This window comes from Pseudomonas lurida (assembly GCF_002563895.1).
Classification (GTDB): Bacteria; Pseudomonadota; Gammaproteobacteria; order Pseudomonadales; family Pseudomonadaceae; genus Aquipseudomonas; species Aquipseudomonas lurida.
Window position 1 is genome coordinate 195,145 of record NZ_PDJB01000001.1, and the last position, 20,992, is coordinate 216,136.

The 20,992-nt window shown below is 59.2% G+C and carries 18 protein-coding genes; 13 read left to right on the forward strand and 5 right to left on the reverse strand.

The genetic code is table 11. The features are described 5' to 3' along the window. Positions 1-9: 9 nt before the first annotated feature. From ATH90_RS00900 to ATH90_RS00920, 5 genes are all read left to right on the forward strand, one after another. Positions 10-8,604: a two-partner secretion domain-containing protein gene (locus ATH90_RS00900; protein WP_098465527.1), complete on the forward strand. Its 8,595-nt coding sequence runs from the start codon at positions 10-12 to the stop codon at positions 8,602-8,604. Further along, a complete protein-coding gene (locus ATH90_RS00905; RefSeq protein WP_034101847.1) occupies positions 8,601-9,338 on the forward strand; it encodes a hypothetical protein in 738 nt (245 codons plus the stop codon). The genes ATH90_RS00900 and ATH90_RS00905 overlap by 4 nt, the downstream gene beginning before the upstream one ends. A 143-nt stretch (positions 9,339-9,481) precedes the next feature. Beyond that, positions 9,482-10,315: a hypothetical protein gene (locus ATH90_RS00910; protein ID WP_098465528.1), complete on the forward strand. Its 834-nt coding sequence runs from the start codon at positions 9,482-9,484 to the stop codon at positions 10,313-10,315. 41 nt (positions 10,316-10,356) lie between these two features. Then, a complete protein-coding gene (locus ATH90_RS00915) occupies positions 10,357-10,824 on the forward strand; it encodes a lytic transglycosylase (RefSeq protein ID WP_098465529.1) in 468 nt (155 codons plus the stop codon). A 63-nt stretch (positions 10,825-10,887) separates the two neighbouring features. Then, positions 10,888-11,055: an RDD family protein gene (locus ATH90_RS00920; protein ID WP_186605221.1), complete on the forward strand. Its 168-nt coding sequence runs from the start codon at positions 10,888-10,890 to the stop codon at positions 11,053-11,055. A gap of 42 nt (positions 11,056-11,097) precedes the next feature. Here ATH90_RS00920 and ATH90_RS00925 read toward each other — a convergent pair whose 3' ends face one another. Beyond that, complete coding sequence (locus ATH90_RS00925) at positions 11,098-11,685, reverse strand: lipoprotein (RefSeq protein ID WP_034101850.1); 588 nt, start codon at positions 11,683-11,685, stop codon at positions 11,098-11,100. A 16-nt stretch (positions 11,686-11,701) separates the two neighbouring features. Beyond that, positions 11,702-12,313: a hypothetical protein gene (locus ATH90_RS00930; RefSeq protein ID WP_098465530.1), complete on the reverse strand. Its 612-nt coding sequence runs from the start codon at positions 12,311-12,313 to the stop codon at positions 11,702-11,704. A 169-nt stretch (positions 12,314-12,482) separates the two neighbouring features. Between ATH90_RS00930 and ATH90_RS00935 the strand changes: the two genes are divergently transcribed. The 8 genes from ATH90_RS00935 (at position 12,483) to ATH90_RS00970 (ending at position 18,760) form a co-directional block, all read left to right on the forward strand. Then, on the forward strand, positions 12,483-13,100 hold the full coding sequence (locus ATH90_RS00935) for an amidase (RefSeq protein ID WP_098465531.1): 618 nt from the start codon (positions 12,483-12,485) through the stop codon (positions 13,098-13,100). Positions 13,101-13,287: 187 nt separating this feature from the next. Next, positions 13,288-13,869 (forward strand): hypothetical protein, encoded by a 582-nt coding sequence (locus ATH90_RS00940; protein ID WP_034101853.1) that lies wholly within the window; start codon positions 13,288-13,290, stop codon positions 13,867-13,869. Positions 13,870-13,914: 45 nt separating this feature from the next. Further along, on the forward strand, positions 13,915-14,595 hold the full coding sequence (locus tag ATH90_RS00945; RefSeq protein ID WP_098465532.1) for a CsgG/HfaB family protein: 681 nt from the start codon (positions 13,915-13,917) through the stop codon (positions 14,593-14,595). A gap of 29 nt (positions 14,596-14,624) precedes the next feature. Continuing rightward, positions 14,625-14,987 (forward strand): DUF4810 domain-containing protein, encoded by a 363-nt coding sequence (locus ATH90_RS00950; protein ID WP_034101855.1) that lies wholly within the window; start codon positions 14,625-14,627, stop codon positions 14,985-14,987. Beyond that, positions 14,984-15,634 carry a DUF799 domain-containing protein gene (locus ATH90_RS00955; protein ID WP_034101856.1) on the forward strand — a complete coding sequence of 217 codons (651 nt, stop codon included), beginning with the start codon at positions 14,984-14,986 and terminating at the stop codon, positions 15,632-15,634. The genes ATH90_RS00950 and ATH90_RS00955 overlap by 4 nt, the downstream gene beginning before the upstream one ends. Positions 15,635-15,816: 182 nt before the next feature. After that, positions 15,817-17,445: a vWA domain-containing protein gene (locus ATH90_RS00960; protein ID WP_098465533.1), complete on the forward strand. Its 1,629-nt coding sequence runs from the start codon at positions 15,817-15,819 to the stop codon at positions 17,443-17,445. A 152-nt stretch (positions 17,446-17,597) separates the two neighbouring features. After that, the gene (locus ATH90_RS00965; protein WP_034101858.1) at positions 17,598-18,170 is read left to right on the forward strand and encodes an RNA polymerase sigma factor; all 573 of its coding nucleotides are present in this window, start codon (positions 17,598-17,600) and stop codon (positions 18,168-18,170) included. Further along, entirely contained in the window at positions 18,167-18,760 is a 594-nt protein-coding gene (locus ATH90_RS00970; RefSeq protein WP_098465534.1) for a hypothetical protein, read from the forward strand. Before ATH90_RS00965 ends, ATH90_RS00970 begins: the two co-directional genes overlap by 4 nt. A gap of 198 nt (positions 18,761-18,958) precedes the next feature. On the opposite strand, the gene ATH90_RS28895 is transcribed toward ATH90_RS00970, so the two are convergent. From ATH90_RS28895 to ATH90_RS00985, 3 genes are all read right to left on the reverse strand, one after another. After that, entirely contained in the window at positions 18,959-19,219 is a 261-nt protein-coding gene (locus ATH90_RS28895) for a hypothetical protein (RefSeq protein WP_141537446.1), read from the reverse strand. 495 nt (positions 19,220-19,714) lie between these two features. Continuing rightward, the gene (locus ATH90_RS00980; RefSeq protein ID WP_098465536.1) at positions 19,715-20,407 is read right to left on the reverse strand and encodes a DarT1-associated NADAR antitoxin family protein; all 693 of its coding nucleotides are present in this window, start codon (positions 20,405-20,407) and stop codon (positions 19,715-19,717) included. Continuing rightward, positions 20,400-20,921, reverse strand: coding sequence for a DarT ssDNA thymidine ADP-ribosyltransferase family protein (locus ATH90_RS00985; protein WP_098465537.1), 522 nt, complete (start codon positions 20,919-20,921; stop codon positions 20,400-20,402). Before ATH90_RS00985 ends, ATH90_RS00980 begins: the two co-directional genes overlap by 8 nt. Positions 20,922-20,992 lie beyond the last annotated feature (71 nt).

Genomic DNA, 20,992 nt, shown 5'->3' on the forward strand with positions numbered 1-20,992 from the left:
ATCTTGAATATGGACGTTCGCCCTGTTTCTGCCCTGAAAAGCCTGACCCAGCGTGGCCTTGCGCTGATCCTGGCCAATGCGCTGTTCTGGCAGCCGCTGCTGGCCCATGCCGACGGCATTGTCGTCAGTGGCCCGGGCACCACGGTCGGGCAGGCAGGCAATGGCGTGCCGGTGGTGAATATCGCCACGCCCAATGGCAGCGGCTTGTCGCACAACCAGTTCAAAGACTACAACGTCGGCCCCAACGGCGTGATCCTCAACAACGCCAGCGGGCCGGTGCAAAGCACGCAACTGGGCGGGATCATCGTCGGCAACCCGAACCTCAGGGGCGGCGCCGCCAGTGTGATCCTCAACGAAGTCAAAGGTGGCAGCCCCAGCCAGTTGCGCGGTTATACCGAGGTGGCCGGCCAGTCGGCGAAGGTCATCGTGGCCAACCCCTACGGCATCAGTTGCAACGGCTGCGGCTTCATCAACACCCCCAACGTCACCCTGACCACCGGCAAACCGGTGATCGACAAAGTCGGTCGCCTGGACCACTACCAGGTCGATGGCGGCGCCGTGACGATCGACGGCCAGGGGTTGAACGCAAGTAACGTGGACCGCTTCGAAATCATCACCCGCTCCGCCAAGATCAACGCGAAGATCAACGCCCGCCAACTGGCCGTGATCGCCGGGCGCAACGACGTCGATGCACAAAGCCTGAAGACCACCGCCCGTGCTGACGACGGCAGCGCCAAGCCGGAACTGGCGATCGACTCCAGCGCCCTGGGCGGCATGTATGCCGGCGCGATCAAGTTGGTGGGCACCGAGGCGGGAGTCGGCGTGAAGCTCGACGGCACGCTCGCCGCCAGCGGTGGTGATATCCAGCTCGATGCCAACGGTCACTTGAGCATGGCCCAGGCCGCGTCCAGTGGCGCGGTGGACATTAAAGCGGCGAGCCTCGACGCGGGCGGGCCGGTATATGCCGGCACCACGCTCAAGGTGCAAACCAAGGGCGAGCTGAAGAACCGCAAGACCCTCGCCGCACGTGACAGCATCACCCTGGCCAGCAACGGCAAGTTGACCAACAACGGCATCATCGAAGCCGGGGTCAACGCCGACAACACCCGTAATCCCAAGGGGGACGTCAAGCTCGACGCCCAGCACATCACCAACACCGGCACGGTGATCGCCAACCGCACGCTCACCGCCAACGCCGCGCAAACCCTGGACAACCAGGGCGGCACCTTGAGCGCGACACAGGCGCTGACTGTCAGCGCCGACCGTGTCGACAACCAGAACAAGGGTCGCCTGCTCAGCGACAATGCGCTGACCGTCACCAGCGCTCAACTCAACAACAGCCACAACGGCGTGATCTCCAGCGACGGCGCACAGACCCTCAATGTCAGTGGTTTGCTGGACAACAGCGCAGGCGGCTCCATCGACAGCACGGGCGCCTTCGAACTGCACGGCCAAACTTTCGACAACAGCGCCGGCAGCCTTACCGCTGGCGGCGCGATCACCCTCGACCTGCTCGGTGACCTGATCAACCGCAACGGCAAGCTGGCAAGTGCCGGCCCTCTGCTGATCCAGCGCGCCGGCCACATTGATAACCAGGGCGGCAAGCTCGCCAGCCAGGGCCTGCTGACACTTTTCGCCAACAGCATCGACAACCAGGCGAGCGGCACTTTGGCTGCCAACGATGACCTGGCCCTCACCGTGGACGGTCTGGTGCAGAACGGCGCCAATGGACTTATCCACAGTGAGAAGGCTGGGCTGAACCTGAAGGTTGGCACCCTGGAAAACGACGGCGGGCGGCTCGCGGCCAAGGCCGGTGACGTGCTGATCGATGCCCGCCAGTTCAACAACGGCAGCGGCGCCGTATTCGCCGCCCAGCGTGTGTCTCTGCGGGGTGGGAATGTCGACAACGCCGGCCAGATCGCCGGGCAGGTGGTTGACGCCAAACTGGGCGGGGCATTGGTCAACCGCGGTTTGATCGAAAGCGCCACGACCCTGGATATCGACACCGCCAGCCTGACCAATAGCGGCCAGATGCGCGCGTTGGGCGCCACTGGCAAAACCCGCTACGCCATCGGCGGCCTGCTGAACAACAGCGGCAGCCTGGAGACCGCCAACACCGAACTGAGCCTGGCTGCCGGCACCTTCCAGAACAGTGGTGGCAGCGTGCTGCATGTGGGCACGGGCGTGCTCGACCTCAGTGGTATCAGCCTCGACGACGTCGGCGGCAGCCTGGTGACCCATGGCGACCTGACCCTCGACAAAGACAACTGGACCAACAGCACTGCGATCCAGGCCGGGCGCCTGACCGTCAATGTCGACAACCTGCACCAGACCGCCAGCGGCAAGCTGCTCGGCACCCGCAGCCTGGTCGGCAACGGCCGGGACTGGTCCGTCAGCGGTACCGTCGCCAGCCAGGGCACCCTCGACCTGTCGGTGGGCAACGTGCTCAATGACCACGGCCTGATCTTCAGCGCCGGCGATATGGGCCTGCGTGTCGAGCGCCTGAAAAACCTCGCCGCCGATATCTACACCATGGGCAACCTGCGCATCGACCGAGACGGCCAGGGCGGGCTGGCGACCAGCATCATCAACAGCTCGGGCACGATCGAAAGCGAGCGCAACCTGATCCTCGCCGCCAGCACCCTCGAAAACGTCCGCACCGTGCTCACCACCGAATCCGGCATCTACAGTGCTTCGATCACACCGACCGCGTGTATCGAGCGCGTCACCGGCGGCGACTGCGACGGCGGCAAGCAGAACCGTCCGTTCCTGATCACCCAGCGTGATCACTTCATCGTCAGCGACGCCACCGCGGGGTCGAGCATCACCTCGGGTGGCAACATGCTGCTCACCGGTGGCTCGCTGCTCAACAGCAGCAGTAGCATCGCCGCTGGCGGCAACCTCAGCGCCATCGTCAACCAGTTGACCAACGTCGGCGTCGCGACCCACGACACCCAGTACGAGCGCATCTTCACTTCCGAGCGTGAACGCCGTCCTGAGGGCTGGTATCGCGAGGCGGCCGCGTTCACCAAGCGTTACGCGGCGAGCCAGGACATGAGCGGTGTCGAAGCCGCCATGGCTGCGTTCATCGGCAAGATGGAAAGCGAGCAGACCGGCCTGCGCAAGACCACCCAATTGTCGACGCCAGACCAGAGCTACGCTGCCGTCATTCAAGCGGGTGGAGCGGTGGATGTGAAAGCCCAGGCCGGTATCGACAACAACGTCGTGCGCGGTGGCTACACCTACGTCGGCAGCGGCGCCAATACCCACGCACCGGGCTACTCCACCCAGGTCATCCTCAACCCGCAATTGCCGCCAGACGTCGCCCAGCAACAGGTCAACCCGCTGGGCTTGCCAGGCTTCGGCCTGCCCGCCGGGCAGAACGGCCTGTTCCACCTCAACGACGGCAATGGCGTCAACGGCCTGCCCACCAGCCAGTTCGCAAGCAGCCCGCACAAATACCTGATCGAGACCAACCCGGCGTTGACCGATATGGGCAAGTTCCTGGGGTCGGACTACATGCTGTCCAAGCTCGGCTACAACCCCGACACCGCGCAGAAGCGCCTGGGTGATGGCTTCTACGAACAACGCCTGATCCAGCAAGCCGTACTCGCCCGCACCGGCCAGCGTTTCATCGACGGCCAGACCAGCGACGCCGACCTGTTCAAGCACCTGATGGACAACGCCATCGGCAGCAAAACCGCGCTTAACCTGTCGGTGGGCGTAAGCCTGACCGCCGAACAGGTCGCGGCCTTGACCCACGACATCGTTTGGCTGGAAAACGCCACTGTCGCCGGCCAGCAAGTGTTGGTCCCTGTGCTGTACCTGGCCCAGGCCAACAACCGCCTGGCGCCCAATGGTGCATTGATTACCGGCAGCGACCTCAACCTGATGGCCGGCACCCATCTCAACAACGTTGGCACCCTGCGCGCCACCAGCGGCCTGCTTGCCAACGCTGGCGGCAACCTGACCAACAGCGGGCTGATGGAGGCGGGCGGTCGTCTCGACCTGCTCAGCGGCAACAACCTGACCAACCGCGCCGGTGGTGTGCTTGTCGGGCGAGACGTCAACCTCGCCGCCGGTGCCGAGTTGCTCAACCAACGCACCGTCACCACCCACGAAAGCGCCAGCAACTACCGCACCGAGCGCAGTGACTTCGTCGACAGCGCCGCGCGTATCGAATCGGCCAACACCCTCGCGCTGCAAGCCGGCGGCAACATCAACAACGTCGGCGGTGTGCTCAAGAGTGGCGCCGACACGGCTGCCCAAGCCAAGGGCGACATCAATATCACCGCCTCGCAAACCCTCGACAGTGGCCACATCGGCAAGCGTTCGAACTACATCACCATCGCCCAGCAAGGCTCGGTGGTCGATGCCGGCCGCGATCTGCACGTGGTCGCCGGGCGCGACATCAGCGTGGGCGCCAGCCAAGTCGAAGCCAAGCGCGATCTCAACCTGATCGCCACGCGCGACCTTAACGCCATCGCTGTCGCCAACGAGCGGCATTCGGCATCCAGCTCGAAAAAGGTCAAGAGCATCGAGGACCACGTGCAGCAAGTGTCCAGCGTGCTCAAGGCCGGCGGCGACGCCAACCTCAGCGCCGGGCAGGACCTGCAACTGGTGGCCAGCCAAGTGAATGCCGGCAACGAGGCCTACCTGGTGTCCGGCAAGAACCTCAGCCTGCGCAGTGCTGAAGACCAGGACTACAGCTTCTACAGCAAGACCAAGAAAACCTCCCAGGGCAAGAAATTCCGCCTGGATGAAACCGACGTGGTGAACAACGTTGGCAGCCTCGTCAGCGCGGGCACCCACGGCACGGTGGTAGCGGGTGAGAACCTGCTGTTGGCAGGCAGTGCCGTCACCGCCGAAAAAGGCGCCGCGCAATTGGTCGCGGGGCAGGACGTGAGCATCCTCGCCGTGAGCAATTCCGACAGCGCACGCCATGAGCGCAAGGAAAGCAAAAGCAGCTGGGGTGGGCTCAAGTCGAGCAAGGTCCAGGACAACGTTGACGAAAAACGCACCACGGCCATGGGCAGCATGGTCTCGGGTGAAACCGTCACTGTGGGGGCCAAGCGCGATGCGACCGTCACGGGTTCGGCGCTGGTCAGCACCGGCGACCTTGCCGTGCAGGCTGGCCGCGACCTGACCATCGACGCGGCGCAGAACACCTTCTCCCGCATCGACATGCACAAGGAAAAGAACCGCGACCTCACCGGCGTATTGACCGGCAACTCGCTGGGCCTGGATGACATCACCGGCAACCAGAAGCTGTATATCAACAGCTCGAAACACAACGGCACGGCCAATGAAACGACCTTGACCGGCAGCACTATTGGGTCGAGTGCGGGGAATGTGTCGTTGACGGCGGGCCGTGAGTTGAAGGTGATTGCCAGTGATCTGGTGAGCACCAGGAACATGGCCCTCACCGGCTCAAATGTGAGCATCGAGGCGGGCGCGGAGACCGCCCGGCAAACGTCCGAGGACAGCGCCAGGAGCCTCGCGGTTGGACGGGTGATTGGCGGTGCAGTGGTCGACACTGCGCGCAGTATTCGTGATGCGACCGAGGCCGCCAAGAACGCCGATGACCCACGGCTCAAAGCTGTGAAAATCGCCCAGGCCGCACTCGCCACCTACAACTTGGCTGGACAGGCGTCGGACGCCAATGATCAGAGCGGCGGCTTCAAGAACAAGCAAGGTGGCACGCCAAGTAACGGTTCGCTGATCAAGATCGGCACTGAACTGGCCAATAACCGCAGCAAGAGCAGCAGCGAATTCAACAGCCTCACCGCCAAGCAAAGCACGCTCAACGCCGGGGAAGCGCTGTCGGTCATTGCCACGGGTGAGGCCGCAAACACGCAGGGTGATATCCAGATCACCGGCAGCAGCTTGAAAGCTGCCAGCACTTTGCTGCTGGCGAAAAATAATGTGTTGATGCAGAGCGCTCAGGACACCATCGACCGCAAGAACGAAGGGTCGAGCAACAAGACTGCGTTGGGTGCCAGTTTCAACATCGGCGAGCAAAACGGCTTCACCCTCGACTTGGGCGCGCAGGGGGCCAAGAACAATGGCAACGGTAATTCCGTCACCCAGGTCAACAGCACCCTCGATACCGGCAGCCTGCTGCTGCAGAGCGGTGGCAATACGACTCTGAAAGGCGCCCAGGTTCGCGCAGACAGCATCAAGGCGGACATTGGCGGCAACCTTACTGTCATCTCGCTGCAGGACACCGAGTCGTCGCGCAGTAAACAAAGCAGTGGCGGCTTCGGCGCAAGTATCTGCATTCCGCCGTTCTGCTACGGCTCTACCGTCGCGGGCTCGGCAAACCTTGCCGCCGCGAAGATGAACAGCGACTACAAGGGCGTCACCGATCAGAGCGGCCTGTTTGCCGGGGCAGGTGGCTACGACATCAATGTGGGCAAGACCACGACGCTGCAGGGCGCGGTGATTGCCAGTGACGCGTCAGCCGATAAGAACCGGCTCAGTACTGATCGACTTATCGTCAGCGACATCAAGAATACCAGTGAGATCAAAAGCCAATCGGCCGGCATTTCGGTGTCGTCCAGCAGTGCGGGTGGCGCCTCGATGGGCGGCAGCATCCCGGTGGCGCTCAAGGATGAAGACCGCAGCCACACCCGCAGTGCGGTCAGCGAAGGCACGATTGTGGTTCGCAACCCCGAGGGCGCAAATGATCTGGTGGGCTTGAACCGTGATACCGCCAATGCCAATCACAAACTCGATCGGCCTGATGAAAAGGCCATGCGGGAACGTATCGACCTGATTCAAAGCTCGGCGCAGTTGGCCAGTGGGGTTATCAGTGCGGTTGGCAAGGCAAAGGCCGATGAAGCCAAGACACTGGCCGAACGGGCGAAGGCCCAGACAGAAGCGGGTTCGCCCGATGCAGGTGCATCAGTACAGGCGGCAAACTCCGCGTACATCGACGCACAGCGTTGGCAGGTGGGTGGTGACAAGCGCTTGATGGCGGACATCGCTTCCGGGCTGATTGCGGCTGGGCTGGGTGGAGCACCGGTTGGAACAACCGTGGGGATTGTAGCCAACACCGCCTCCAGCGATATTTTCAACAAGATAGGTGATTACGCCCGGTCCCGCGCGACGGATCCCACGTCGGACGCTGCCACGCGAGCAGCCTGGGCTGAAGGTGGCGCGGCGCGTGTGATGCTGCACGCGTTGGCCGGCGCAGCCATCGGGTTGTCCAGTGGCAATGTGCAAAGTGGTGCCTTGGGGGCAGGCGCGTCGGCTGCGTTGCTGCCGACCATTGGGCGTGCACTGGAAAGCAGTGGGTTATCGGACACAGAACAGAAAACGGTCGCTGCATTGATCGCCTCAGGCGTAGGCGGTGCCGCCGCGTCTGGTAATGGTATAGCCGGGTCGATAGTTGCGGGCGGGGCGGCTTACGGCGTCGAGAAATTCAATCGGCAAATGCACCCGGACGAAGTCGCCCTGGTGAAGAAACAGGTTGGCGCGTTGGCCAAGGCTGCCAACATTACTGAAGCAGAGGCGGAGAAGCGGCTCGCTAACGCGTTCGTGTATTACACCGATGCCGACTGGCACGCTGTCGTCGATGCCAATCAGTCCAAGCCTGATGCACTGACGTTGAGTTACTTGGGTATCGCTCTGGCGCCCATTGCCAGTCGATACGATGTCGTACAGGCCATGGGGGATGTGCCTGTATTGATTAACCCAGGAAAAGTCTATTCGCCCACAGAAACTGAAGCGTTCATTCGAGACTTCCGCCTCAACCACCCGCTTGAGTATGCGACTTCAGAGATCAATGGCGAGTATTTGATCGGTAGCTATGGCTCTGCCGTGGCCCAACAGCGAGATTTCTATCAGAAAAATCTCTTCCAGATGCCCTCGTTCAATGAGCTGGTACTAGGCAGTTCATTAGGCCTGATTGCAGGTACGGCAAATGGCGCTGCTGTGGTGGGCAGCGGTGTGGTGTCGTTGGGTAAAGGGTTGGTCACTGACTTCGCCGGGACCAGCTCGCTGGTCGCCAATGGGCTTCTGGCAACACTGTCAGGTAGAAACTCGTCCGACGCCGGTATGGAGCGGGACATTCAAAGCTATCTCTACTCGCTTCAAGGAAATATGCGGGGCGCGGCGGAGATTGAGGCAAGTAAAGCGACGGAGTTTGCGCTGGGCATGATCCCGGCGGGGCGAATAGGCGTTGCCGGCCAGGCGGCTGAAGTTGTCATCGTCAGAAACCCGGTGGTGAAACTCAACAATCAGATTGGTAATTCCTTTGACGAGTACGTGGCGGCCACTCGTTTGGCTGGGCTGGATGCCCGGGGCCTACTGGCCAAGCAAGAGCGCCTGCCAACGCCTGATGTGGATGGCCGAAACTATGTCATTCCTGACTACACGATTTACCGGCAAGATGGGAAAGTGGCGGCTTATGCTGACGCCAAGACCGGCGCGGAAATCCCCTTTGATGCCCAAGCGCGTGGCCTGATTGAGTGGTCAACGGTGTCGCAGACCAAAACCCTGATTTACTACACACCGACAGGATCGACTCCCATCAGCCCCCACCTGCTAAATTATGCCCGGCAAGCAGGTGTTGCAATTAAACAGGTAGCGGTTAAATGAGTAATTTGGTGAGCGGTCTGTCCTTTTCGCTGTGCTTTGCGTCGGACTTCGAAGACCAGGATATGGCCCAGAAAATTCTTGAGGTTTTTCTCTCGGCGCCCGCCAGCGTCAGGCCCAAGAAGTTTGGTGCGTTTCAACCGTCCGAGAAAATCCAAGAGACCAGCACGGTGCTTGACGTCCTGACCAACAAGGCTGGCAACAAAGCTGGGGTGCGGGCGGGGAGTTTGATTCTTGAGCACAGCAAAAGCTGTAGTTATCAGGTGCAGTGGAATAAAACCAATAGGCCTACGTTTTCTTTTATCTCCGGGCATTTGATGTTTTCAGCGATGTCCAAGGGCACCGTGCTTGACGACTTTATTGCGCTGGTCAAGCAGTTGGCGGTCGTGCTGTCTCCGGCCTACGGAGAAATTCGGAGCATGGCGGTAAAGAACTGGGACGCGCCCATGAATCTATTGATTCGCCTGCCCGATGTGCCGCCTGTTTCCATTTATGGAAAGGAATACATCGCGCATTTCGGCGAGGAAAAAATCAAGGCGTTTCCGTTCGGCACGGTGGAGCAAGTCGGAGAAGGCTACTGGGTGACTGCTCACCCTTCCGTGCTGGAAGAGGTGCCAAGTGCCCGACGTGCAGAGGTGCGCAGCTATTTTGGCGAGCAAAGCTTCATGGCGGATGGCAAATGGCGATACACCGAAGGGAGTGCGCCTGACTTTGACCTGGCTTTTTCTATCGTGTGAGCACCTGATCTCTCTGTTTGATGGCACCTGGCTTCTGGACAAAGATCCGTCGTCACCCGCTTTTGCCCGATACGTAGTCGGCAGCACTTCGAAGCGGTGCGTTATTGGAAGCGGGTGATTAGCGATCTGCGTAAGAGGCGGCGGTGACTACTCATAACAAGTTGTTGGAGAACGCGCTCGGCGCGCTAGGTCTGCCAGAGGCACTGGTGGCGTGCGCTTTGGGGCGCACCAACCCTGCGGTCTTCAATCTGGAAGCACCCGCCCGGTGGTATGTCTTTCCACCGGCACTGATCCCTTTATGGAGCGACGGGTCGTGGCCGACTTATATTGGCTACTGGAAGCATTGGTTCGTCGAGCGCGAGCCCTGTTTCGTGAAGATGTACGTGGGTTCAGGCCTTATGACTGTCGAGATCGCCCGCACGTGCGAGCAATTGATGGGCGTGCTGGCGATGATGTCGATCAGCCTTGAGGACGGCGTTACCCCGCAGCTTGAGCGGTTTGCCACGACAGTAGGGCTCGATTGCCTCGATGCGCTGGATGCGCAGTCGTTGAAGACCGGTGACGACCCGCAGGGCTTCGTCAACGTTGATCTGTTCAAAACACTGACGCCGCTGCAGAGCATGGCTGACGGATCGTCGGCCTACACCGGAGACTTTCCCGCCCCGGCCAACCTCAACCGCAAGTGGTGGGAAACCAGTTGCTCCTTCGAGATTGTCGACCAACCCCTGTGTCTACCGGCCGATGCAGAGTTGCCCGCCTGGTTTGCTGCCGACGTTGAGAAAAAACCGTTGTTCGACGACTTTATGGCCGCGGGTCGCCTGGATTACGCCTGGCTGACCTTGAACTCCACAGGCTGGTCGATCGCTGATGCCCGGCAGGCGCTAGTCGCGTTGCAGGCCCAGGCCGGCGATGAGGACTTTGATCAGGTTGTCGCCTATTGGTTGTCCGTTGCGGATCTGGATGCCGGGGGTTATTGAGGTTGAAAAGACGGGTTTAACCAGAGTGAAGTCGCGGAGAAATGTTGCCTGTTTTTTATAGTAAATCCTGGTTCCGTGAGAAAAAAATCGCTCTGGAGCCAATGGACACGTCCATCGCACGCGCCAGGCATCAGGCGGGAGCGCCCTATGCTGTTCTAATAGGATCAGCAACCACACCGTCGTGTTTTATTGAGATGTTGATGGATAAGCGCATGGTCGGCGTCGGTTTCCTTGATGATGAGGGCCGCGAGTACCTGACCTATCAGTTTCATTATCTAAACGGTGAACAGCTTTTCCTCACGATGGCGACTCACCGCGAATTCGAGGCAGCCAAGGTTATCCTTGGGACAACCTATATATTCAACCAGCAGGGCACGCTTGTAATCCGCCGTGAACACCTGAATCCTTATCGACTTGAAGAGATTCAATCAACGTTTGACCCCACGGGGAACTACGAACCAGCGCCGGCATTTGGTGATTATTCAACGCTGATGAAAATCAATCGGTGATCGGTCGGCTCGTACGCTCGGCACGCGCGTCACCTATTTTTCTTATCGCTGGAGCAACATCGCATGGCAGTGGTGGGTTACCCGCACCCTACACGCTGCAGCGCCTTCCAGTCGTTCCTGCGCAATGTGTCGAAGCTGCTGCTCAGTGTGCTGGATGGGGTCTTTGTGTTGTTCGGCCAGCGTCGCCGCTTGGGCGATAGGTTGGCCAAGACGATTGTCATCAATACATGAGCGGGGCGTCCTGAAGGGGCCGCCCGCTCTGCGTCCGGCGCGTTACAACAACTTGCGTTGCACGGCTTCATCCAGCGTGCTGCGGGTCAGCGCTTCGACCAGTTCCCGCGTGTCGCTCTGGAACGGGATACCCACGATCAGCACCAAGTGCATCCAGGTGCGCACCGACTCGCTCTTCTTGACGCGGCCCAGCTCCTTGCCGTCCTTGTCCTTGAACACCGTTTCCAGGGTGAACGTGTTCTTCGCCGTGGTCGGGATCACGAAGAACGTGAAGCCAGTGATGAACGCCGATACCGGGCTGTAATCTTCGTTGTTATACAGCGTGGCGTCGGCATAGATGTCCGAGTCGACCTTGTCGGTGCTCACGCGCGAAAACCGGTTGGATTCGCGATACGAATCGGCCACGGCCTTTTCCCACAGGGCCGCCGGCTTGCCGCCTGCCGCGTTGCCCGGGCCGCCGTTGACCTGGTTCAGCGCAGTGGTGCGCACGTAGGCCGTGGGTTTTTGCGCCGGTGCGTTAGCAGTCGGCGGCCAGGTATGTACGGGCGGCAATTCGTGTTGCGAGTAAGACACGCAGCCGGTCAGCAAGACTGCGGCGAGTACCAGGCTGTGTTTGATCAATCCTTTCACGTGTTGCTCCTTGAAACTAAGGTTTCGCCAGGTTGGCGGTAGCGGTGTCGAGCATTTGCGCGATGAGCTTGGTCAGTTGCTGGCCGCCCATCGAAGGCGCCCAATATTGGCCGCTGTAAAGCCCGACGTTGTGTTCGAACTTGATCGACTCCTTCGCCGACGCCAGTTCCTTCCCGTCGCGATCGACGATGACCAAGTCGCCGGCCACGTCAAAACTGTCCACGTAGATCGGGCCATTGACCCAGATCCAAATGGTCAGCGTCAGCAACGCGCCGGGCACGTAGGCCGGATGCGGAGCGCGATGGCCCTTGAGGGAGGTCATGTTGAATGTGAGCGTCACGTCGTGTTCGCCCAGGCGTACCGGGTACTCGGTGACCTGCTTGAAGTAACCCGCCGTGCGCACGTACTGGTTGATCTGGGCCGTCAGGGAGCGGCTGATAGCCGTCTTGTTGGCCTCGTTGACGTCGGCGTCATTCACCCTCACATCGGCGACTTGCGCACTGCGCGGGCTGCTTGTGGATGCTGGGTGGAGTGGGGCGCCGACAGGGCCAGTGACGGTGTAGGAGACACAGCCGGTCATTGACAGCGCGACGACCAGAGCGGTAGCCCTGGAAAGGGTCTTGAGCACGTAATATCCCTATAAAAGAACGAACCAAGCCACTGTCTCGACCCGCTTGTGCATAACTTGAGTGTGCAAATTTTGTTTCACGCACGCGGTGTGACCGACTTCCGAGCGTGGCAGTAGAGGAGTAGAGTCGCCTCCCCGTATTTCCCGTCTCGCATGGAAGCTATTTGCAATGAACCTGAGATCCCTCGCCCTGTGCAGCACACTGCTGCTATCCGCTTGCAACCACCAACCTTGGGTGCCTTACGTTGAGCCGGCTGCCGGTACCGACACCGCCCAGTTGCGTGTTATCACCAACGGTGAAGTCCGTGGCGGTGAATACACGGGGTGCGTGGGCAAGGAACAGGGCTTGGCCAAGGCCGGGCGTTTCAGCGAAGACGGTCAGCCAAGCATCAATTACCCGCAGTCGCCCGTGACGCCGCGGCAACTCGACATGCCACCGCGCATGATGCCGACAATGGACCAATACCTGGGGGTTATCAGCATGGCCGAAGGTGCCTACACCGAGATCGTCGCTGAATACCAGGTGCCCGCCGGCAAGCCGTTTGTACTCAAGCGAGAAGAGTTGGTCGCAGGTATCGACGGTCATCGCTACTTCAAGTGCGTGGCAGACACCCGAGTGGTCATGTTCGAGAGCGGCAAGCGCTACGAGCTCTTTACCGGGATGCAGTACGTCAAGGCGCCGGATGGCAGCACATCGCGGCGGTGCCCGTTTCTGGTCTATGAGTTGTCTGCTGGCGACTACATGCCGATCCCGGCGAGCGCGCCGGCTAATCGGGTTTGCCAATAAGAACAAAGCGTTCCTTCATGGTTTTGTTTTGCCAGACAAGGTCTTAGAAAAGACCCGCGGCCTTCTCAGGGGATTTCGCCAGTAAAGCGGCGCAGCCTTGACGCCAAAACAACTTGAGAACGTCTTTCAACTCCGTAAAATGCCGCGATTGTTTAAAGTGCGATACTTTTCAGGGACGAATTCAGACATGCGTGTGTTTGTCGTATTTCTCGCGGCTTGCCTCATGGCGGGCTGTGCCTCCAAGCCGGCGTACTACGTTTCCCCGGCACCGGTCACTATTCCCAAGACAGCCACCTACTGGGTCGACACCTTCGACGTTGAGGTGGGGGGCAAAAGCAAGTACTTCATGCCCGACGACAAGGTTCGCCAGGAATTGGGCGTCGACCTGGTCGACCGTTTGCTCAAGGCCAAGCGCTACGCTGCCAGCAAGGAAACCGCCGATTACTTGCTCGACGTGGATATCGTCTACGTGCGCCATATCATCGACTCCAACGGCGGGCTGTCCAACCTGGTGATCGACGACGGCACCATCCTGCAAAGCATCGATTTCGGCTACAAGGTCAAGGTCAAGAAAGCCGGGGTCGAAGTGTTGCACTTCGGTCAGGACCGGCCTGGCCTGGTACCCAACAACTGGGTGGGGCAGGTGCAGCAATGGAAGACCATCGGCGGCATCCTCACCAATACCGGTAACGCCAGTGTGGAGCGACATTTCACTGGCGGGCTGAGCCGCTACATCATCGATGACCTGCGCGATATTCCGGCTCGATAACGGCACCCCGCACTCACCCTGGATTTCCCTACTTAGGAGCACCCTGTGAAAACACTGTCAAAAATCCTGCTGTCCGGCCTCACCGCCGCAGCGCTGCTGACCGTGGCCGGTTGCGCCACGGAAAGCAATCGCGCCATGCCGGTGGAGCAAGTCGCCAGCGCCAACGTCGCCTATTCCGGCGTGCGTGTGCCGATTGCCGTGGGCAAGTTCGACAACCGCTCCAGCTACATGCGCGGCATCTTCTCCGACGGCGTTGACCGCCTTGGTGGCCAGGCCAAGACCATCCTCATCACCCACTTGCAGCAAACCAACCGCTTCAGCGTGCTGGACCGCGACAACATGGGCGAAATCTCCCAGGAAGCCGCGATCAAAGGCACCGTGCAGAAGCTCAAGGGCGCTGACTACGTGGTGACGGGCGACGTGACCGAGTTCGGCCGCAAAGAAACCGGTGATCGCCAACTGTTCGGCATTCTCGGCCGTGGCAAGACCCAGGTGGCCTACGCCAAAGTCGCGCTGAATATCGTCAACATCAGCACCTCCGAAGTGGTGTATTCCACCCAGGGCGCCGGTGAGTACGCATTGTCCAACCGTGAAGTGGTCGGCTTCGGCGGCACCGCCAGCTACGACTCCACCCTCAATGGCAAGGTCCTGGACCTGGCCATGCGCGAAGCCATCAACCGCCTCGTCGACGGCATCAACGCCGGCGCCTGGAACCCGCGCAACTGATCAGCAGCACTTCAAGGAGCAGTACAAGGATGAGCAAGGCAGTCAAGTTGGCGCTGACGCTGACAGCAGTTGCAGCGGTCGCCGGGTGCCAGACGGCGCCCCAGCCGCTGTATCAATGGGAAAGCTACCAGCCGCAGGTTTACGAGTACTTCAAGGGCGAGCCCAAGGAAGCGCAGGTCGAGGCACTGGAGCGGGATCTGCAGAAGATCAACGCCAGCGGCCGCAAGGCCCCGCCGGGTTACCATGCCCACCTGGGCATGCTGTACCTGAGCATGGGCAAGGATGACCAGATGGTGCAGGAATTCCGCACCGAGAAGGCGCTGTTCCCTGAGTCTGCCGCGTACATGGACTTTTTGCTGAAGAACGCCAAGACCGGAGTCGCCACTAAATGAGCCTGTTGAAACTCACTGGCGCCTTGCTGGCCCTGGCCCTGCTCGGCGGTTGCGCAGCCCCCAAGACCATTGATTACACGGCATACAAACAGGCACGACCGAAGTCGATCCTGGTCCTGCCGCCGCTCAATGAGTCGCCGGAAGTGCAAGCGTCCTACAGCATGGTCTCGCAAGTGACCTACCCGTTGGCCGAAGCCGGCTACTACGTGTTGCCGATCGCGCTGGTGGACGAAACCTTCCGCCAGAACGGCCTCACCACCGCCAACGATATCCAGGGCGTGGCGCCGGCCAAGCTGCATGACATCTTCGGCGCGGACGCGGCGTTGTACATCACCGTCACCGAGTACGGCACCAAGTACATGCTGATCTCCAGCGACACCTCCGTGACGGCCTCGGCCAAACTGGTGGACCTGCGCACCGGCACCACCCTGTGGACCGGCTCGGCGCGGGCGTCCAGCGAGGAAGGCAATAACAACAGTGGTGGTCTCGTCGGCATGCTGATCACCGCGGCGGTCAAGCAAGTGATCAACAGCTCCACCGATGCGGCGCACCCGATTGCCGGCATCACCAGTGCGCGCCTGTTGTCGCCGGGGCAGCGTGCGGGGATCCTGTACGGTCCGCGCAACCCGAAATACGGGACCGACTGAACCACCGAGCCCCACTGTGGGCGGGGGCTTGCCTGCGAAAGCGGCGTGCCAGTTGATACATCATCAACTGACAGACTGCATTCGCGGGCAATCCTGCTCCCACAGTGACTGTGGTTAACCCGAATCCTGTGCGCCTTGCGTCTGACCTTGTGAACGGATCATTCATTCACGAGGCTCAGCCCATGTCCCGTCCTTTGCTTTTCCTGCGTCCTGCTGCCCAGGGCTTCGCCGTTACCTTGCTGGTGACGCTGGCCGGTTGTGGGCTGTCTTCCTCCCCCGATGTGGCCAAGCCTGCGGAACTCGCGCCCGTCGCTGAACTGCAAAGCGCGCCGCCCCAGGGCGCCATGGTCAAACGCATGGCAATGCCTGCTCCCATGCGGATGCAGGAGTCCATGGCCATGGACTACCGCAGCGAACCCCGCGAGCAATATGAGCACTTGCCGGACAACCCGGTGCATCGCGTGGCCGAAACCCCGGTGTCCACCTTCAGCGTCGACGTCGACACGGGCAGCTACGCCAACGTCAGGCGTTTCCTCAACCAAGGCAGCCTGCCGCCCGAAGGCGCTGTGCGACTCGAGGAAATGGTCAACTATTTCCCCTACCGCTACGCGCTGCCCACCGACGGCTCGCCCTTTGGCGTGACCACCGAAGTGGCCGCCACCCCATGGAACCCGCACACCCAGCTGTTGCGCATCGGTATCAAGGCGTCCGACCGCGCCGTGTCGGAGCTGGCGCCGGCCAACCTGGTGTTCCTGGTGGATGTGTCCGGCTCCATGGACCGCCGCGAAGGCTTGCCGCTGGTCAAAAGCACGCTGAAGTTGCTGGTGGACCAGTTGCGTGAACAGGACCGTGTTTCGTTGGTGGTGTATGCCGGTGAATCCCGAGTGGTGCTCAAGCCCACGTCCGGTCGAGACAAGGTGAAGATTCGCAACGCCATCGACCAACTCACCGCCGGTGGCTCCACCGCCGGCGCATCCGGCATCGACCTGGCCTACCAAATGGCGCGCGAGGGCTTTATCGACAAGGGCATCAATCGCATCCTGCTGGCGACCGACGGTGACTTCAACGTGGGCGTCAGCGACTTCGACAGCCTCAAACAGATGGCCGTCGAGCAGCGTAAAAGCGGTGTGTCCCTCACCACCCTGGGCTTCGGCGTGGATAACTACAACGAACACCTGATGGAGCAATTGGCCGACGCCGGTGACGGCAACTACGCCTACATCGACAACCTGCGCGAAGCCCGCAAGGTGCTGGTGGATCAGCTCAGCTCGACGCTGGCCGTGGTCGCGCGCGACGTGAAGTTGCAGGTGGAATTCAACCCGGCGCGGGTCAGCGAATATCGCTTGCTTGGCTATGAAAATCGCGCCCTCAAGCGTGAGGATTTCAACAACGACAAGGTCGACGCTGGTGAAATCGGCGCAGGGCATACCGTAACGGCGTTGTACGAAATTGTGCCCAAGGGCGAGAAGGGCTGGTTGGAACCCCTGCGCTACGCAGCTGCGCCTGCGGCCGGGGATCAATCCACTGAACTGGCGATGCTGCGTGTACGCTACAAGTCGGTTGCGGGTGGCAACAGTCAACTGATCGAACGCCCCATCGGCAACGAGTCCGCCCCGGCCAGCGACGACCTGCGCTTTGCGGCAGCAGTGGCCGCGTTCGCCCAACAGCTCAAGGGCGATGGCCGCTACACTGGTAGCATGAGCCTGCAGGACACCGCCGCGCTGGCCCGCTCGGCCCGAGGCAATGACCCGTTCGGCCTGCGCAATGAGTTCGTGCAATTGGTGGAGCTGGCCCAAAGCCTAAAACACTGATCGTGCGCGCAGCGACGACCCAACGTGGGCGCTGGCGTGCCTGCGATAGCATCACTGCGGTGTGACTGAAACGCCGAAGCGTCTGCATCGCAGGCAAGCCCGTCGCCTACGGGTAATCTGCATCGATCCATCAAAAGGAGTTCGCCACCTACATGGCCGTACCCGATGATTCACCCAGCGACGAAGCGCTACTGGCTCGCTACCGAACCGGCGACAGCGCCGCGTTCGAAGCCTTGTACGCGCGGCATCGCCAGGGCCTCTACCGATTCCTCGTGTCCCTGAGCAACAAGGCCGAACTGGCCGAGGAAATCTACCAGGAAACCTGGCTCAGCCTCATCCGCAGCGCCACCCAGCCACAAGGCCGGGCGAGTTTTCGCACATGGTTGTTCCAGATCGCCCGCAACCGCCTGATCGACTATTGGCGCAAGCACGGCATCCACAACCCGCTGCATGACAGCTATGACGAGCAACTGCACGCCCAGGCCGACGACAGCGCCGGCCCCGAGCAGCAACTGAGCCTGAGCCGCGACCAGGCCCGCCTCGACGCCGCGCTGCAAGGCCTGCCCGAAGACCAGCGCGAAGTCTTCCTGTTGCGCCTGCACGGCGACCTCGAAGTGCCGCAAATCGCCGCCCTCACGGGTGCCCCGCTGGAAACCGTCAAAAGCCGCCTGCGATACGCCCAGCAGAAACTGCGCCGCCTGCTGGCCGAGGAGATACCCGCATGACCGACTCCCGACACATCCCGGACCCCGACGACGTGCTGCTCCAGCACATGCGTCAACACAGCACCGGCGAACCGCCCACGTCCCTCGACGCCTTCATCCTCGCCACCGCCCGCCGCGAAGCCCCGGCGCCGCAACCGAGCCTGTGGCAACGCTGGCTGCAAGCCTGCCAACGGCCACGCTGGCAAATGGCATTCGCCACCGTCGCAGGCTTGGCGCTGATGATCGGCGTGGTCATGCGCGAGCCGGTGCCGCAACCCCAAATCGCCACCGCGACCTTCTCCGCGCTCCATGAGGAAGCCGCGCGCCCCGCGCCACCCGCGATGTCTGCACCGGCCCCCGTGGCCCGATCGGCCATCGCACCCCAGGCAGAGAGCGCGCAAGTCATGGGCTCGATGGCAGATGAATCAACCGCCAAGCTCAGTAAGCGCGCGCCGGTGGCGTTGCCGGGGTTGGAGGAGGGACTGGAGGAGATTGTGCGGTTGCGTGCGGCTGGGGAAAGCAAGGCGGCGGATGAGAAGCTGCTGGCGTTGCACAAGCGCTTTCCTGGGGAAGATTTGCCGGCGCTGTTGGAGGCGTTGCGGAAGCGTTGAATCGCTGTGTACAAAAAAAGCCCTAGGTCTTTTGAGCTGGGGCTTTTTTTATCGTGTGTGGCCCGGCGTCATTTGAATTCGTGTAGCAAGATTTTGATTTTTATGGAAATTATTATTCTTATTAAGTCGGGGGATACATGAGGGGATACACGGGCGATGTCGCTGCAGATCAATGGTATCTATAAAACCAGAGGCGATTCATTCGAATACGAATGGGAATTCCCATTCACATCCATCCTTCAAACGATCGAACAATTTTTTTGGGTATTTTATTTCTTTATGATCAGCCAAATCGAGATAATAGTTAAGTTCGTTATGGACATAATATATCAACCATTCTCCTGTGAGTGCGCCTCTTTTTCGCCTTGATTCGATCCCATCATATACGACCGTATGTGATATTCGATTGGCCATGATTAATCGGTAGCTTTCCATGTCCGTATCGTCTTCTTCGGACATCAAAATCTCGTGTAATTTTTTCTTGAATAGCCCGTGCTTAAGTGCGTAATCGCCAAACCACTTGTTGTGAAAGTTTTGTGCCAAATGTCTTGAGTCATAATAATGCTTATGCCAGAACCTGCCCAGGATGGGGCCCCTAAATTTTTCCGCAGTTTTTGTGCCTGTAGGACGGCTAGTCGGTGTCTTCTCTAATAGTGCGATCTCATCTAACACTGAAAACTTGTTTATCCTTCTAAGTGTGGATAGTAGTTGAAGCTTTAGTGCTAGATGTTGACTCAGGCGGTAGGAATATGACTGCGACAAAGCAACGCTTTTCTTGAGTAGTAACGATTCATACCTGTGAAGTAGAGGCATTAAATCTTCTCCGATAAAAATCGCCCGGATCTTCTAGATCATCTGATGATCGCTATAAGCCGATTAGGCTAATTCGTAAATGAAACCCTTTATATTTTATCCATCTTCTTCAGTGATTTAACACGAAGCTGTTTTAAAGAGTTATAGCAAGGTTTGTTGTTTAAGATCAGTTGAGTGTCCTTGCTTGAAGGAATCGGAGGCAACCATTGCGATAAAGTCGCTTTGAGATTTTAATGCGTCATCTAAAGCGTTGAGCTTAATTAGAGAAACTAAAAGGGCGCATGTTCGAGCTTGGCAGTTGATTGATTGCTGAGGGTTAAACTCAATGTCCGTAAACCCTTTGAAGCTGTCTAGACGTTTTAAGAACGCCTGATGAGGCTGTAGTGCAGAAAGGTACAGCCAGTCATAGAAAGCGGTTTTAGGTACGAGCGGCCATTTCTGTCCGAAAAAATCAAAGCCAACAAGCTGTCCAGAGGACTTTAGCCGCTCATCTTTTTTTGCTGCCCAAGCATCTTTTTCATACATGTCAACGTATGGTCCTCCGTCTTTAAAAACCTTACTTCCTTGGAATGCCGCCTCAAGGCTAATCTCCCCCATTTCAGTATCTATTTTTAGACTAAATGCGCTAAGACGTCGACCGAGTTCTAGCTCGGACTTGGTTGACACTTCTAATAGCGGATAAAGCCCTTGGGCTGTAGCAGCTTCATGGAGGGCGGCTACATTTTTCTTTTTCTGAACCGGGGCAAACCCAGGGCTCCATGAAAAGCTCACCATTGTTTCAGAAACTAGGTGATCTGGCTTTCCTAGGGCCGAGAATACTGGACGACTAGCCATTTTTTTTTCCAAGTATCATATTAATTGGGATTAGGCGGGGTATCAGGATTTCACTTCTGAGCGCCAGGTTTCTACGCTGACGTACTTCCGGATCTTTCCAGTCCATGTAGGTGAACATGGCTTCGAGATCAATTTTTTCCCGAGCTGTCTCGGGAGCAAGTAGGGGGACCCCCGCTTTATTTGAAACATCGGCCGTATACTGGACACCTGGGAAGTCTAAAATATCAATGCTGACCTTTAACCAAATTGGATTGGGTGTTCTGCCATCACTTCTAGTATGAAAAAGCATTGGATGATCATCTATGAACGCAAGGTGTACATAATTATCTACGTTATTTATTTTATCAGCGGTATGGCTCCATTCATTCCCGCCTGGAGCGGGAATTTTTAAACCGCGACTTTCCGCTTCCGCCAATGAAAATAAACCCTTATTGTCAATAATACTCTGTAGGTTAGATTGGTCAGTAAAGTGCCAAACCCCGTCAACTCCATGTTTTACTAACAATGCTTTCATAACGCCATCCGATAGCTAGTTTTTGAGGGTTGCTCGCGGTTATGAGGTTCAGAAATACTCCAACTCTGCGA